The organism is Priestia sp. YIM B13489, assembly GCF_042787645.1.
In the GTDB taxonomy this organism is placed as follows: domain Bacteria; phylum Bacillota; class Bacilli; order Bacillales; family Bacillaceae_H; genus Priestia; species Priestia megaterium.
Genome location: NZ_JBHZOQ010000053.1, coordinates 2,288,015 through 2,302,373 on the forward strand (window position 1 = coordinate 2,288,015; position 14,359 = coordinate 2,302,373).

At 38.4% G+C, this 14,359-nt stretch carries 13 protein-coding genes; 3 read left to right on the forward strand and 10 right to left on the reverse strand.

What is annotated here, in order from left to right; genetic code table 11:
• Positions 1-102: 102 nt before the first annotated feature.
• The 4 genes from fliT to ACFX4W_RS17515 all read right to left on the reverse strand — a co-directional run bounded on the left by fliT (position 103) and on the right by ACFX4W_RS17515 (position 3,544).
• The gene (gene fliT, locus ACFX4W_RS17500; protein ID WP_043977402.1) at positions 103-441 is read right to left on the reverse strand and encodes a flagellar protein FliT; all 339 of its coding nucleotides are present in this window, start codon (positions 439-441) and stop codon (positions 103-105) included.
• A gap of 2 nt (positions 442-443) precedes the next feature.
• Positions 444-845 (reverse strand): flagellar export chaperone FliS, encoded by a 402-nt coding sequence (fliS, locus tag ACFX4W_RS17505; protein ID WP_043977404.1) that lies wholly within the window; start codon positions 843-845, stop codon positions 444-446.
• A gap of 16 nt (positions 846-861) precedes the next feature.
• Positions 862-2,661, reverse strand: coding sequence for a flagellar filament capping protein FliD (gene fliD, locus ACFX4W_RS17510; protein ID WP_280560575.1), 1,800 nt, complete (start codon positions 2,659-2,661; stop codon positions 862-864).
• 202 nt (positions 2,662-2,863) lie between these two features.
• Positions 2,864-3,544, reverse strand: a complete 681-nt coding sequence (locus ACFX4W_RS17515) for a hypothetical protein (protein WP_043977408.1) — start codon at positions 3,542-3,544, stop codon at positions 2,864-2,866.
• Between the two features lie 331 nt (positions 3,545-3,875).
• On the opposite strand from ACFX4W_RS17515, the gene ACFX4W_RS17520 reads away from it, so the two are divergent.
• Positions 3,876-5,273: an amino acid permease gene (locus ACFX4W_RS17520; protein ID WP_043977411.1), complete on the forward strand. Its 1,398-nt coding sequence runs from the start codon at positions 3,876-3,878 to the stop codon at positions 5,271-5,273.
• Between the two features lie 37 nt (positions 5,274-5,310).
• On the opposite strand, the gene ACFX4W_RS17525 is transcribed toward ACFX4W_RS17520, so the two are convergent.
• Positions 5,311-7,023 carry a high affinity choline transporter 1 gene (locus ACFX4W_RS17525; RefSeq protein ID WP_043977414.1) on the reverse strand — a complete coding sequence of 571 codons (1,713 nt, stop codon included), beginning with the start codon at positions 7,021-7,023 and terminating at the stop codon, positions 5,311-5,313.
• 628 nt (positions 7,024-7,651) lie between these two features.
• Between ACFX4W_RS17525 and betB the strand changes: the two genes are divergently transcribed.
• The gene (gene betB / locus ACFX4W_RS17530) at positions 7,652-9,142 is read left to right on the forward strand and encodes a betaine-aldehyde dehydrogenase (RefSeq protein ID WP_176521338.1); all 1,491 of its coding nucleotides are present in this window, start codon (positions 7,652-7,654) and stop codon (positions 9,140-9,142) included.
• A gap of 21 nt (positions 9,143-9,163) precedes the next feature.
• A complete protein-coding gene (gbsB, locus tag ACFX4W_RS17535; protein WP_043977419.1) occupies positions 9,164-10,366 on the forward strand; it encodes a choline dehydrogenase in 1,203 nt (400 codons plus the stop codon).
• 42 nt (positions 10,367-10,408) lie between these two features.
• On the opposite strand, the gene cudC is transcribed toward gbsB, so the two are convergent.
• The 5 genes from cudC to flgK form a co-directional block, all read right to left on the reverse strand.
• Positions 10,409-10,963, reverse strand: coding sequence for a choline uptake/conversion transcriptional regulator CudC (cudC, locus tag ACFX4W_RS17540; protein ID WP_028409671.1), 555 nt, complete (start codon positions 10,961-10,963; stop codon positions 10,409-10,411).
• Positions 10,964-11,191: 228 nt separating this feature from the next.
• Positions 11,192-11,422: a carbon storage regulator CsrA gene (csrA, locus tag ACFX4W_RS17545; RefSeq protein ID WP_013085431.1), complete on the reverse strand. Its 231-nt coding sequence runs from the start codon at positions 11,420-11,422 to the stop codon at positions 11,192-11,194.
• Positions 11,423-11,447: 25 nt separating this feature from the next.
• Positions 11,448-11,870 (reverse strand): flagellar assembly protein FliW, encoded by a 423-nt coding sequence (gene fliW / locus ACFX4W_RS17550; protein ID WP_043977425.1) that lies wholly within the window; start codon positions 11,868-11,870, stop codon positions 11,448-11,450.
• An 81-nt stretch (positions 11,871-11,951) separates the two neighbouring features.
• Positions 11,952-12,833 carry a flagellar hook-associated protein FlgL gene (gene flgL, locus ACFX4W_RS17555; protein WP_043977427.1) on the reverse strand — a complete coding sequence of 294 codons (882 nt, stop codon included), beginning with the start codon at positions 12,831-12,833 and terminating at the stop codon, positions 11,952-11,954.
• Positions 12,834-12,835: 2 nt separating this feature from the next.
• Positions 12,836-14,359 carry a flagellar hook-associated protein FlgK gene (gene flgK, locus ACFX4W_RS17560; protein ID WP_230184022.1) on the reverse strand — a complete coding sequence of 508 codons (1,524 nt, stop codon included), beginning with the start codon at positions 14,357-14,359 and terminating at the stop codon, positions 12,836-12,838.

A 14,359-nucleotide genomic window follows, 5' to 3' on the forward strand; every position in this document is an offset into this window, starting at 1 on the left:
GAAAATTTAGTGAAAATTTATGGAACCTGAGAAAAGTTTATGAAAAAACCAAAAAAATAGACCTTCTTCATAAGAAGAAGGGTTGTATTTTTTTACGCAGGATTAATTTTTTTTATCGTAAAACATTCCATCAAACGTTTTTGTTTCGTAAGGGTTTACATAGCTGTTACTATGCTTTTTTTTCGCTTTTAGCAAACGGAGATCTACCATAATTTGATGCCGAATTAAGATGAGCTTTTGATCAATTTCCTTATTCATTTCGACAATTTTCTTACCAATCGATTCATTATCCCTACTTTTTGGCGGCAGTTTCTCTATGAGGTCACGTCTTTTTAATAGAAGATACTCTAACTTTTGAATGCCTTCTTCTCGATTTTTGTCAGAAAATGTTTGAATAAGCCGATAAATCTCATCAGTTAGCTGATATAGGTCGTTAATCATATTTATGCTTGACCGCCGCTTCCATGGAATTGCTGGCGGTGAAGCTGCACAACTTGCTTCCATGTATCGCGGAATTCTGTTACATATTGTTCCGCTTCATCCAAGCTTGCTGTGTCATTTTTTGTATTTGCTTCAATTAAACACTGGTTAATATAGTCATACATAGCCATCATAGACTTAGCAACTTGCACGCTTGTATCAAGGGTAATCATTAATTCTTGAATAATATTTTGTGCTTTTAACAGATTCGTATTTTTCAGTTCAATATTTTTTTCCTGTATGCCTGTTCGTGCAAGTTTGATAAATTTTAAACACCCGTTATACAGCATAAGCGTTAACTCTCCTGGTGAAGCAGTCTGAACAGCTCCTTGCTGATACGCTTGATATGGATTATTTGCTGCCATAAACGTTCACTCCTTTTTAACTAAAATATTGCGATAACTGCGCGCTTTGAGCATTTGCATTTTGAATGGCTTTTTCCATTGCTGTAAACTGACGATAATACCGGTCCTCTACTTGTGTGAGCCTGCTTTCAAAACTAGTGATTTGGCTATTTACGCTTTTTAAATTCCGCCCAAGCAAAAATTGTTCACTTGTCCATGTTGAACGGCCAGCGCGCTGCTCAACTTTGGATACGGTTTGAGTAATCGTATCTCGTAAACGTCGTACAATCCCTTTTTCACTTGTTGTACTTCCACTTTTCATAAATAAATCCATCACAGACTGCGGATCTTTTTCAATTGCTTCTTTTAATTTAGTTCCGTCCCCTTCTATGACTAGCTTGCCTCGATCGCTATAGTTTGCGCTAGTTGAAATGCCAATGTCGGTTAGCTGCGAAAATCCTCCGCTCACTCCTGATACAGAGGCATACCAGTTAGAACGCATTTGGTTTAGACCGCTTGATAAAATTGAGTCTCCTTTTAACAAACCGCTTTTCGCCTTATCATCCCACTGCTCAGCTTGTTTGTCCGTTAGTTTTTCTCTTTCTTCATCAGTCAAAGGCTGATAGTTCCGGTCTCTTTCTTCCGTAATCTTTCCGTTAATCTTTTCAATCAGTTCATTGTATTTGGTCACGAAATCTTTAATTGTATCAAATACTTTTTGCGTATCATTGCTTACGTTAACGCGTACATCTCCTGTGAAATTGTTTTGAAGGGTATAGGTAACGCCTCCCGTTGTAAATGTATTGGACTTACGAGTTGTTTCTAGACCGTTTAGCGTAAATTTTGCGTCTGTTCCTTTGGCATCACCGGCGAGCTGTAAAAAGCCCGTCAAAAATCCTCCTGAAAAAACCATGTTTGAACCATCCGCACTATCAGCAGAAGATAAATTTCCTGTATCTTTACGAGTCATGACAACTTTATTTGTTCCTTCATCGAAAAAGGCTGAAATGCCTACTTTTGAATTGCTGATTTGTGTGAGAAGGGTGTTTAATGAGGTAGAACCGTCAAATTCAAATGGCGTACTTCCATCTGTATTATCACCCGTTGCTTTACCGTTGCTGTCATAAGTTGTAATAGAAAACTTCAATACATTTTGCTGATACGAAAATGCTTCAATTGTACTGCCGCTTGTTAGTGTGGTACCAAATGTCATTTCACCTGTGTCTTCGTTAATGAAAACTTCATCAGAACTTAATGTTTCCGCCTTTGTTCCTATTGTCACTTTATACTCTTTACTTGTACCATCCGTGGTAACAGATATAGAGTTTAAAGTGCCTGTATTCTGATTTACAGCAGAAATAGCACCTTTAGCTAATTTCACTGTACTAGTATCCGCACTTAATGTTATGGCAGCTTGTTCCACTGTTTTCTCAGTCCACACACTTGAATCCATCGACCCGCGTTGAGACCACAAGCTTTTCGTCGGATCCATACTAGAATCAATACTAGTGCTAATACTCTGCGCAGCAGTCGCCATCGTCACGTTTGAAAGAGTATAAGAGGCATTTGCTGCTGAGGAAGTAGCTGCTGCTTTTACTTTCGTCTCATCCGATGAAGATACCGTTTTGGATGAATAAGAAGACTGCAAGGTCATATTAAAAGCGAGATTATTAAATTCTGATAACAGCAAGTTCATAGAGCGATAATCATCTCGCTGCCACTCTAACGTTTGCTTTTGTTTTTTCATTTTATCAATAGGCATACGTTCAGCCTTCATTAAATCACTGACGATTTGATCAATATCCATTCCGCTTGCTAACCCACTTACTCTTACCACTTACCATCACCACCGTTTTTTTATTCATCTATTCATCAACTGTTAGCCATGAAATATGAGTGTATTTTTTCGAATCTTCTTATTCGTTCATAGGTTCAACACTTCTCTATTTTGTATCGGTAAAACAAACATTTTTTTCATAGGTCAAATGATGCAAGATAGAAAAAGCTCACTTATTTTTCTACAATAAGTGAGCTTTTTATTATTGGCCAAGCAAGTTCAGTTTCTGGGATAAATTTCTTTGAATATCCTTAGGAATAAGGTATGGTGCTAGATTTATAATATCTCGTAACGAATCAATGGTTACAGAGGCAGATAAATTTATATATTCATCCGTTGTATCTGCTTGCTCAAACGAAATGGAGTCTGGCAAATTATTGAGCAGAGTAATTTCATTCATTTCTTTATCGACCGTGACATCAGAATCCTTATCAATATTTAAGCGATCCCATACAAGAGACATCGGAATCGGCATTCTTCCTAAATGTACGCTATTCACCTTTAAAACAAGCTTTCCATTTTCGGCATTTGGTGTTACGTCAACTACAAACTGTGATTCCATAAAAGATACTACATGTTTATTAATATACAATTTTATATGTTTTGGAAGCAACTCGGCTTCTGCTCCGTCAACCGTTTCATCATTTTCGTAAAGGTAGCTGCGCAAATAATCATTAACATCGCTCTCGCTTAATCGGTATCCTAAAATAGGAGCGCCTCCGTTCAGTTCTAGCGACGTCGCATGAGCGGACTTTTCTTGTGCCAGTGAAGATAATGAAGCAGTCTGATCAAGTTTTTCAATATTTCTGACTGGACTAACGAAAAAGTACAACCCAACTAAAAGGATAATAAATAGAAAAATAACAGCTATAAATTTTCTCAAACACACGCACCCTCTCAAACATTCTTCTTGGAATATAATACCGATTTCTCTTTTATCATACAAGATAAATAAGATGTATGTCGAAAATTTGTATAAAATGTACGTATATACCAGACATCCCAAACGGCGAATAAGTCTACAGTGAATAAATCGAGTCTATTCCGACTTAAAAATCGACAATTTTAGTAACTTAAAGTCGATTTTTATAGGAATTTGATAATTGGCACACTTCTTGCTTATTATAAAGGTAAGGGGAGGAATTTCTATTTATATTTTCAGAATTTACTTTATTTTCTAATAGTCTTTCGATAATTTTAAAGGAGTGAATACGATGGGAAACAAAACAGAATCACACGGAAAGTTAAAGCAACGTCACGTTTCCATGATTTCCATTGCAGGTATTATCGGAGCCGGCTTATTTGTAGGAAGCGGATCCGTTATTAATGCAACAGGCCCAGCAGCAGTAGTTTCATATGCAGCAGCCGGACTGCTAGTCGTTCTATTGATGCGTATGCTCGGTGAAATGGCTATGGTAAACCCAGATAAAGGCTCATTCGCAACATATGCTCAGCAAGGAATTGGCGCGTGGGCAGGTTATGCTGTCGGATGGCTTTACTGGTTTTTCTGGCTAATTGTAATTGCGATTGAAGCCACTGCAGGAGGAGCAATTGTTCATGAATGGCTCCCTTCCGTACCAATTTGGCTTTTGAGCTTAATCTTAACCTTTGCATTAACTTTAACAAACTTGTTCTCTGTCAAATCATTTGGAGAATTTGAATATTGGTTTGCTATGATTAAAATTGTGGCAATCGTTGCTTTTATGGGAATCGGTTTAGCTATTATTTTCGGATTAATCCCAGGTACATCTTCACCTGGTCTAGCTAATTTAACGGGCCACGGAGGCTTTATGCCAAAAGGTACGAACTCTATCTTTTTGGGAGTTATTACCGTTATTTTCTCTTATTTCGGGGCTGAAATTGCGGCTATTGCAGCTAGTGAATCAGAAAACCCAGCAAAAGCTATCACAACTGCTATTCGCAGTGTCGTATGGCGAATTTTAATTTTCTATATTGGTTCAGTTGCTATTTTAGTAACTCTTTTACCTTGGAACTCAGCTGATTTACTAAAAAGTCCATATGTAACAATGTTAGAAATGGTCAATATTCCAGCAGCTGCACAAATTATGAATTTAGTCGTATTAGTATCCGTTTTGTCTTGCTTAAACTCTGCTTTGTACACGAACTCACGAATGATTTTGTCATTAGCTCAAAAAGGACAAGCTCCTCGCGCTTTAGCAAAAGTAAGCAAATCAGGCGTGCCGGCAAGAGCTGTATGGATTAGCACAGCTGCTGCATATGTATGTGCTATCTTTAGCTTCGTTTCGCCGGATAAACTCTTTTTATTCTTAGTTAATGCATCAGGAGCCATTGCTCTTATTGTGTACTTAGCTATCGCTATTTCTCATTTACGCCTGCGTAAGAAAATGAATCGAGCAAACCAGCCAATTAAAGGGATGAAAATGTGGTTGTTCCCGTATTTAACATACGTAACAATTGCTATTATTACAGTGATCTTCTTATCAATGGCATTTATTGATTCGATGCGCTCACAGTTTTTCTTAACTCTTGGATTAACCGCTGTGGTTCTTCTTTCATACTCGTTCATCAAAAAAACAAACAACAAGCGACCTGACGATCAATTTTCCGAGTCAGAAAATATTGCAAAATAAAAAAGCCGCAGATGCGGCTTTTTTATTTTGCTTTTGATTATTTCTCAACCGATATGTCACGATGAAGATTTCGAAGCGGCTGAGGAGGGCAAATACGTCGCGTCGCGTAGGAAACGATAAAAATAGTTAACAACCCGCCTATCATCGCAAATGTGCGAAACGGAAACATGACCACTCCGTCTTCAATCATCGGATACGGAAGCAGCGCTTTTAAATGAAGCATCGGTTCTCCTCCACCTATTCGAAGAACAAGAGACACAATAAACCCAGCCAAAGATCCGTACCAGTTAGCTCCTTTAAAGAATAAAGCACAAACCAACTGCGGAAAAAGTATACAATACACGAGGTCCCCTGATAAATACCATAAAGAGTAGACACTCTCAGAGTTCAAAGCAATTAGAGTTGCTCCCGTTCCAATGATAATGATAGAACGTTTAATAACTTTATCTAACTGCGCCTGTGTCGCATTTGGTTTTACAATCGGACGATACACGTTCCAGGCTGCCATCCCCGACGCTGAAAGCAACGAAGCCGCTACTGCAGCCATAACGGCAGCAGCTAGTCCTCCAAGTGCAATCGCTCCTACTAAATCGGGCGTTAGGTATTTAAATACATACGTTAAAATCATGGACGCGCTCTCAGGGCTTGACGCTCCAAATGAAGACCAGTCTGCACTATAACCTATCATTCCTATTAAAGTTGGAGGCAGGGCCGCTAACGCGCAAAAGATGCCGGCTGTAATAGATAGCCACATTGCTGCTTTTTCGTTTTTAGCAGATAACACGCGCTGAAAATAAATCTGCCATGGAATACCACCAAAAATAAGTAAAAATGTGCTATCCCACCATTGCCAATATGTATTTCCCCATTTCGGATCTTCCCAGCCTTTTATTGGAGGAAATAAATGAAGAGAACCAGTCATGCCTTCTGAATAAGTAGAAAAAACGGCTCCCACCCCTCCCGTATTCGAAAATGCAAAGGGAAGCACCAGAAATAGTCCTAAAAACATAATAGAAAGCTGTAAGATATCGGTATGTGCTACTGCCCACAAGCCGCCAATCACGGTGTATGCAATGGCAATAAGTGCGGAAAGAATGATGGAAATTGAAAAACTGAGGCCTAAAATCACACCGAATGTCGTTCCTAAAGCAGTTAAGATAGCTGCGCTCCAAAACAGTTCTCCCAGTATAGCTGGAAAATAAAGAACCGTAGCCATTTTCTTACCAAAACGAGATTCTAGAGGATCGAGCATTGTCATAAACTCAAACCTTCTCATCTTTCTAGCAAAAAAGATACCGCCTAAAATCAAGCTGATTGAATAACACCATGGCGCTTGAGTCCATGTCAGCCCTGAGGAATAAACGGTTTCGGCCGTTCCAGCAATATACCCTCCACCTACCCAAGTGGCGGTCATTGTGAACATTGAAATCCATAGCGGCATAGATCTTCCTGCAACAAGCATATCATCTGATTTTCCTTTTTTACTTGCAGCGGCTCGAGCACCAATAAAATAAATAACACCATACATAATGAACATTAAAATGAGGCCTGGCCAATAGAGATCTGGATTATAGAGAGAATAGATAAATGCGACAACCATAAAGATGGAAAATCCTATAATAGTTGTCCATAAGGGGGTTAGTAGACGGTTGTTCCTGCTTGATTTCCCTGAAAAGTCAGAAGTCTCATTCGACTTTTCAGGCCTGGCTTGTTGTGTGTCTGAACGAAATGGCTTTTTAGCATTTTGCATCGTCTCACATCCTTTAAATTGATAAAGAAATCTAAAGACATAATTGTCCTCTATTCCTTTTTCCTACCAGCATACAATTAAACCTAAAAATAGATTTTTCAGAATAAAATATAAATAGTTGGATTATAAATACCAATGCGAAGGGGAGAAATTACGTTTATATAATTATATTAAAATAATTTAAATTTATTTTTTTTATTATTTTGCTAAGAACTCATAATTATTTTCATCTTCTATCTAAACTCCTTTCTTAATTTCCACATTCAAAATCCTTTGTTTCTCGAGGTTTGTATGCAAGCAGATATAGTACTATGGTTAATATATCTGAATGTTTAGGATATTGTCAAAAAAGTTTGAGTGTTTTCATATAAAAAAAGAATAATATTCTCATAGCTCGTACATAAAAAAACCTTTTGTATCAAGGGACATAGCAATCAGTGATTTTTTATTACTTTTTGTTAAATTTTTTCTTAATATCCGAATGATTAGTCTCTTCCAGAGAAGATAATCTAATAAATTCTGAACATTTGGGGTTTTTGGGTTTGACTAAATTAAATAACCGATGCTATAATTCGAATTGTTAAGAACGTTAAATATAAATTTAACAAATTCTATTATTTGGAGGTCGATGCTATTGGAACAAACACTTACGCTTGAAAAAATGCACATAAACGGCGAATGGGTTGAAGCACGCAGCGGCGAGAAAAGAGAGATTATAAATCCTTTTAACCAAGAGGTTATCGCTGTCGTTACAGAAGGAAATCGTGCTGATACTGTAGAAGCTATTGAAGCAGCTAGAAAAGCTTTTGATGCAGGTGAATGGTCTAAATTTACAGCGGCCCAAAGAGGTTCTTTACTATTTAAAGTAGCGGAAGAAATTCGTAATGATCGTGAAGAACTCGCTAAACTTGAAACCTTGAATACTGGAAAAACCCTCGTTGAAAGCCTGGCAGACATGGATGGAATTGCTGATGTCTTTCAATACTATGCTGGATTAGCAGATAAAGATGGTGGACAGATGATTGAGTCACCTAATCCCGATTCTGTTAGCCGCGTTGTCCGCGAACCTGTAGGTGTATGCAGCCAAATTACTCCTTGGAATTACCCTTTATTGCAAGCCTCTTGGAAATTGGCTCCGGCACTTGCTGCTGGGAATACAATTGTTATTAAACCAAGCGAAATCACCCCTTTAACAACTATTCATATGATGAAAATTTTTGAAAGAGTTGGCTTTCCATCAGGCGTCATTAACATTGTACTCGGCCCGGGTGCGACCGTTGGACAAGAAATGGCAGAAAGTCACTTAGTAGATTTAGTTTCCTTTACAGGCGGCGGTGTATCTGGACGTAAAGTCATGCAGGCTGCCGCAGGCAACTTTAAAAAAATCGCTCTTGAACTCGGTGGGAAAAATCCGAATATCGTCTTTGCTGACGCTGACTTTGACACTGCGGTTGACTATGCATTAAATGCGGTCTTCTTTCATGCCGGTCAAGTTTGTTCAGCTGGTGCGAGATTACTCGTTCAAGATGATATTCACGATAAATTTGTTTCAGCAGTTATTGAACAAGCCAAAAAAATTAAGCTAGGAGACGGCATGGATGAGGCCACTCAAATGGGACCCGTCATCTCAAAAGAACACCTAGCTAAAGTGGAACATTACATTGAACTTGGGAAACAAGAAGGTGCTTCCCTTATTTTAGGAGGCAAACGTCCAACTCAAGAGTCTTTACAAAAAGGTTTATTCATTGAACCAACTATTTTTACAGACTGTCATGGAGATATGAAAGTTGTCCAAGAAGAGTCATTTGGTCCAATTATGACCATTGAGCGCTTCAGTACTGAAGAAGAAGCGGTGGCACTTGCTAACGATACAATCTATGGATTAGCTGGAGCCGTTTGGACAAGTGATATGAATCGAGCTGAACGTGTAGTGAAAGCACTCCGTATGGGAACAACTTGGATTAACGATTATCATCCCTACTTCCCGCAGGCTCCTTGGGGAGGTTATAAGCAATCTGGGATTGGAAGAGAGCTTAGCCACATTGGGCTAGAAGAATATACGGAAATTAAACATATTTATACGAATACAAATCCACAGCCAATGCGCTGGTTTCAATAAAATTCAAGGGGGAATGTAAAGATGTTTATGCGATTTGAAAGAATGGAACGTTTAAAAAGTTTTGAGATGCCAACGGTTGTAAAACATGGAATTGGTGCTGTTAAGCATACTGGAGAAGAAGTAAAAAACCTAGGTGTATCTAAGGTTTTACTAGTAACAGATCCTGGTGTAAAAAAAGTAGGTTTAGCAGATCCTGTAATCGCTAGTTTAAAAGAAGCGGACGTAGACGTTATTCTATTTGATCAAGTAGAAGCCAACCCTTCTATTCACGTGGTAGCAAACGGCACAAAAATGTACAAAGAAAATGGATGCAACGGACTAGTAGCTGTTGGAGGCGGAAGCTCAATGGATACGGCAAAAGCTATTGGTGTAGAAGTAGCTCATAATGCTCCCGTCTTAGATTATGAAGCAGCTGAAGGAAAAAAACCTTTAACAAAACGTATCCCTCCTTTAACAACCATTCCTACAACTGCGGGTACAGGAAGTGAAGTCACACAATGGGCTGTCATTACGGATCCTGTTCGTGAGTTTAAGTTTAATACAGGTGGACCTTTAATTGCTGCCCACTTAACAATTATTGATCCAGAACTTCACGTATCTATGCCTTCACATATTACGGCCGGTACAGGAATTGACGCATTAGCTCATGCAATTGAATGTTATACATGTCATTTTGCACAACCAATGACAGACTCTGTTGCTTTGTTGGCTATTGAGTACGTTGGAAAATACTTACGACGTGCAGTTGCAAATGGACAGGATATCGAAGCACGCTATGGAATGGCGCATGCAGCTATGCTTGCTGGCCTTTCATATGGAAGTGAATCTGCAGGAGCAGCTCACGCGATGGCTCAAACATTAGGAGGCATTTATCCAATTGCCCATGGCCCTTGCGTAGCAGCAATGCTAGGTCCTGTAATGGAATATAACTGGATGGGCGAGCCTGAAAAATTTGCGCGCATAGCTCAAGCTTTAGGAGTTAATACACACGAATTAACGCTTGAAGAAGCAGCTCAAGCAGCTGTTCGTGAAGTATATCAACTAGTTAAAGATGTACAAATCCCTTCTTTAGAAGAACAAGGTGTTCCAAAAGAAGCGGTTTCTCGCTTAGCTCAAGAAGCATTTAATGATCCACAAACAGTTGGTAACCCTCGTGATTTAACTGTAAAAAGTTACGAATGGATTTATAATCGCTGCTTCGAAGCTACACCATTAACTGTATAAAAATGATAAAAAGGCTGTTGATTTTTCAACAGCCTTTTTTATTTACTCTTTCGCTAATTCTTCATTTAAAATATCGATGATTCTTCGGTCGTCAAAAACTTTCACTACTTTTTTCAAGAAATGATAATAATGTTTGGACTCTATAATCTGCGCTAAATTACGCTTTGCTTTTACTGCGATCTCCTCAGGCACATCTTCATCATTTAAGAGAATCTGCAGCTTGTTTTCCGCTTCTTCGATTGCCTCTAAATTAACTGAAATTTCTCTTTGCCACTTCTTACAGAAAAATGAAAAAAAGGACTTAGAAAAATCTTTTTCTGCTTCATATAAGTCTTTTCGAACACCTTTTTTCCACACTTTGTGGACCATATCAATATTTTGCAGTGAACGAATGGATGTACTCATCGTTGGTTTACTCATACCCAATTCTTCACTCATTTGATCTAATGTAACAGGCTCATCCATAAAATAAAGCATACCATACAGCCTTCCTACTGAAGGTGTGACCCCATATAAATCCATCGTATCAGCTAAAGCGCTGACAACTACATCTTCTGCTTCTTTTAATAAATCATGATACTCTTGAACATCACTCATTTACTCTTCTCCTCTTTTGTTAAATTCATTTGAATTATACTTAATAAATTTAATGATACACGATAAAAAGGAAAAAAACAGAAATTCAGTTCAATTTTTTTGATAAAAAAGAAGCCTTTCTCTTAAAGAGAAAGGCTTAAGACATAGTGGGGAATACTATATGTTTATCTTTCCCGATTTAGATATTATTTATACCGTATATTTTTGATTATTTTCAAACCGATCGTTTTATTTCTTTTTCGGTAATTGTTTCAGCATATCAATAGCATGTAATGTAATTTGAGAAGCACTTTTATTTTCGTTACGTATTTCTTCATAAATCTCTTGTCTATGAATATCTACAGATTTTGGAGCTTGAATTCCTAACTTTACTTGATCACCATTAACTGCAAGGACGGTCACTTCAATTTCATCACCTATTTTGATTGTTTCATTTAACTTTCGTGTTAAAACAAGCATGGACTCACTCCTTATCTTATTCCTCTTACTCAAATAACCTGTGCTTCGTTTCGTAAGCTGTATTCATTAAAATCACTTGCTTAGCAAGCTGTTGCTTTGTATTAATAATAACAGGAGCCTGCAAATTAGCCGTTATCTTTTCCATAGAATCTGACATCGTAAGCAATACGTAAACAGCTGCATCTTCCGCTTGTTGTAATTGAAGCTTTTCGATTTCCTGAGGTTCTAGGTGAAAATCATAATCTAAAAAAAACTGAAATGGATCCGTGATAATAAAAGCTAATTCTTTGGTTTGAATAGACTGCAGAACTTGGAAAGCTTCGGCTTCTGGAAGTGGTAAAATAACGAACTCAGTTTCTTCCAAAAAACCTGGAATCCCTTGATTGAATGTCAGTGTTTGCTGATTATCTATTTCTATATCTCCATGATAGCTTGTTGAAATTTTCATCTCATCACACCTTTGCTAATTGATTTTTTCTTGTTATCTTTTTTCATTATAAAAAAGCTCCTTCTGTTTAGAAGGAACTTTTTAACGCAAGAAATCTAGCAGCGTAGGCTGAATAATTTGAGCTCCTACTCCCAAAGCAGCACGATGCACGCTTTCTTGTACGGTTAAATCCGTAATGACTTTTTCAATATCTGCATCTTCATTATTTGAAAGCATCTTAGTAGCCGTAATTTCCTGTGAATCAAGGCGGTTTTCGATCAGCTCAAGCCGATTGCTCCTTGCTCCCAATTCAGATCGCTCCGCTAATAGCGTAGACAGCTGCGTGTCTACCTGTGTAGAGAGATCTTTTAGTGAGTTTACATCGTTTTGTTCAAAAGCTGTTTGAACATTCTTCATTAAGTCGAATGCTCCTTGTCCAAAAATGTTTTCAGGATGAATATTGACTCTCAGCTGGATACCTTTTGATACTTCAACTGAAAAAGGATCCAGGTTAATTTTCGATTCTATCATACCGCTTTCATTCTCACTTATAGGCGGTGCTCCTACATTTACACCGTTAAAGATATAGTTTCCTGCCACCTGCGTATTGCCCACTTGCATATAATCCAGCTTTAACTGTTCGATTTCACGTGCAATCGCTTGGCGGTCATCACTTTCATTCGTACCGTTTAACCCTTGCACGACCAGCTCCTTAGTGCGCTGAAGAATGGAATTGACTTGTTCAAGTCCTGATTCTGAACTATCAAACCAAGACTGTGCTTCTGTTAAATTACGTTTATATTGATTTACTTCAGAAAGATTCGAACGATAAGCCATTCCTTTAGTAGCCACTACCGGGTCATCAGAAGGACGAGTAATTTTCTTTCCAGTCGATAATTGGTTTTGAAGTGTTTCCAGCTTATTATAGCTATTGCTAATCTGTTTTAACGAATTAGCCGCTAACATTCCTTGTGTGACGCGCATCTTTACCTTCCTCCAGTTCCAAGACCGTTTACAATTTTATCAAGCATTTCATCAATCATAGTCACCATACGGGCACTAGCGTTATATGCATGCTGAAACTGAATCATATTGGTCATCTCTTCATCTAATGAAACTGCACTGGTAGACTGGCGCCTTTGCTCTACAGCTCCCTGAAGGGTTTCTGAATTACTTTTTAAGCGGTTGGCTTGTTGGGCATCTACTGACATTTGGCCAATAACAGATTGATAAAAGCCATCTAGGGAAACAGCTTGATTCCCGGAATTAATAAGCACCTTTTGACGAAATTGAGACAATAGCTGAGCATTTTTTCCATCTCCTTTGCGGCCAGTTCCATCATCCCCAGAGGAGGCCGAAGAAGCAGCAGCAATATTGTTTGTGTTTTGTTTAATTTTATCAGCAATAACAATTCCAGTTGCAGCCCCTTCTTTCTGAGAAATCTCATTAAAAAAGGACATACCAGGATCACCATCTAGCGTGACACCTTGTTGGTGCTTATCATTAAACCAATTTACAAATTCATATGCCATTTCATCTAAATCATCAATCATTGAAGCGTAAACACCTGTTTTATTACCACTATTATCTATATATCCAGAAGCCTCAATTAACCCTTTAAGTTTTCCTTGAGGAAATGACTCAGGGTTCCGTATCTCATCCCCTATATGAATTTCCGTCACATAGGAATCTTGATTTGTTTTCAAACTGATGGCATTTACTTGATGAGTTTTCCCATCTAAAAGAGTAATAGCCCCCTGAGACGTTTGAAGCTGAACCGTTACCACTCCTTCTGACGTTGCAGAAGCGTTCCCGCTGCTTTTTGTATACTCTAAAGAAACCGGCATAAATTTAGAAATCTCATCTAGCAGCCGATCTCTTTCATCATACAAATCATTAGGCAAATAGCCATTCGGTTCTACGCTTTGTATTTGTTGGTTCACATTACTTATTTGCTCTAACAAAGAATTCACTTGTGTTACCGCTACGTCACGCTCGTTTTGTAAATCACCTTGAACCGTTTTTAAAGAAGTAGATAAATAAGAGAAAGTATCGCCTACTGCTTCAGCTCGTTCAATCATAACAGACCTGGCTCCTGCTTCTGAAGGGTGTGAAGCTACATCTTGAATGGACTCAAAGAATTGATTAAAAACAGCTGAAAGTCCATCTTCAGTAGGTTCATTCATAATTTCCTCCATTTTTTCAAGAGCGCCAGCGCGCGCATCCCAATACCCCACTTTAATGGTTTCATCTCGATACTGGGTATCTAAAAATGTATCACGTATTCGCTCTACCGTGCTGGCTTCTACTCCCATTCCTATTTGGCCCGCAGTTCCAGTCTGATTCATCCCTGGGGCTGGATAAGCTGGGAACGTTTCTAAACTTACTCGCTGACGCGTATAGCCCGGCGTATTTGCATTAGATACATTATGGCCAATTGTGTAAAGAGCTGCTTGTTGGGCATCCATTCCTCGTTTAGCCACCTGCAAACCATGAAATGTTGAACTCAT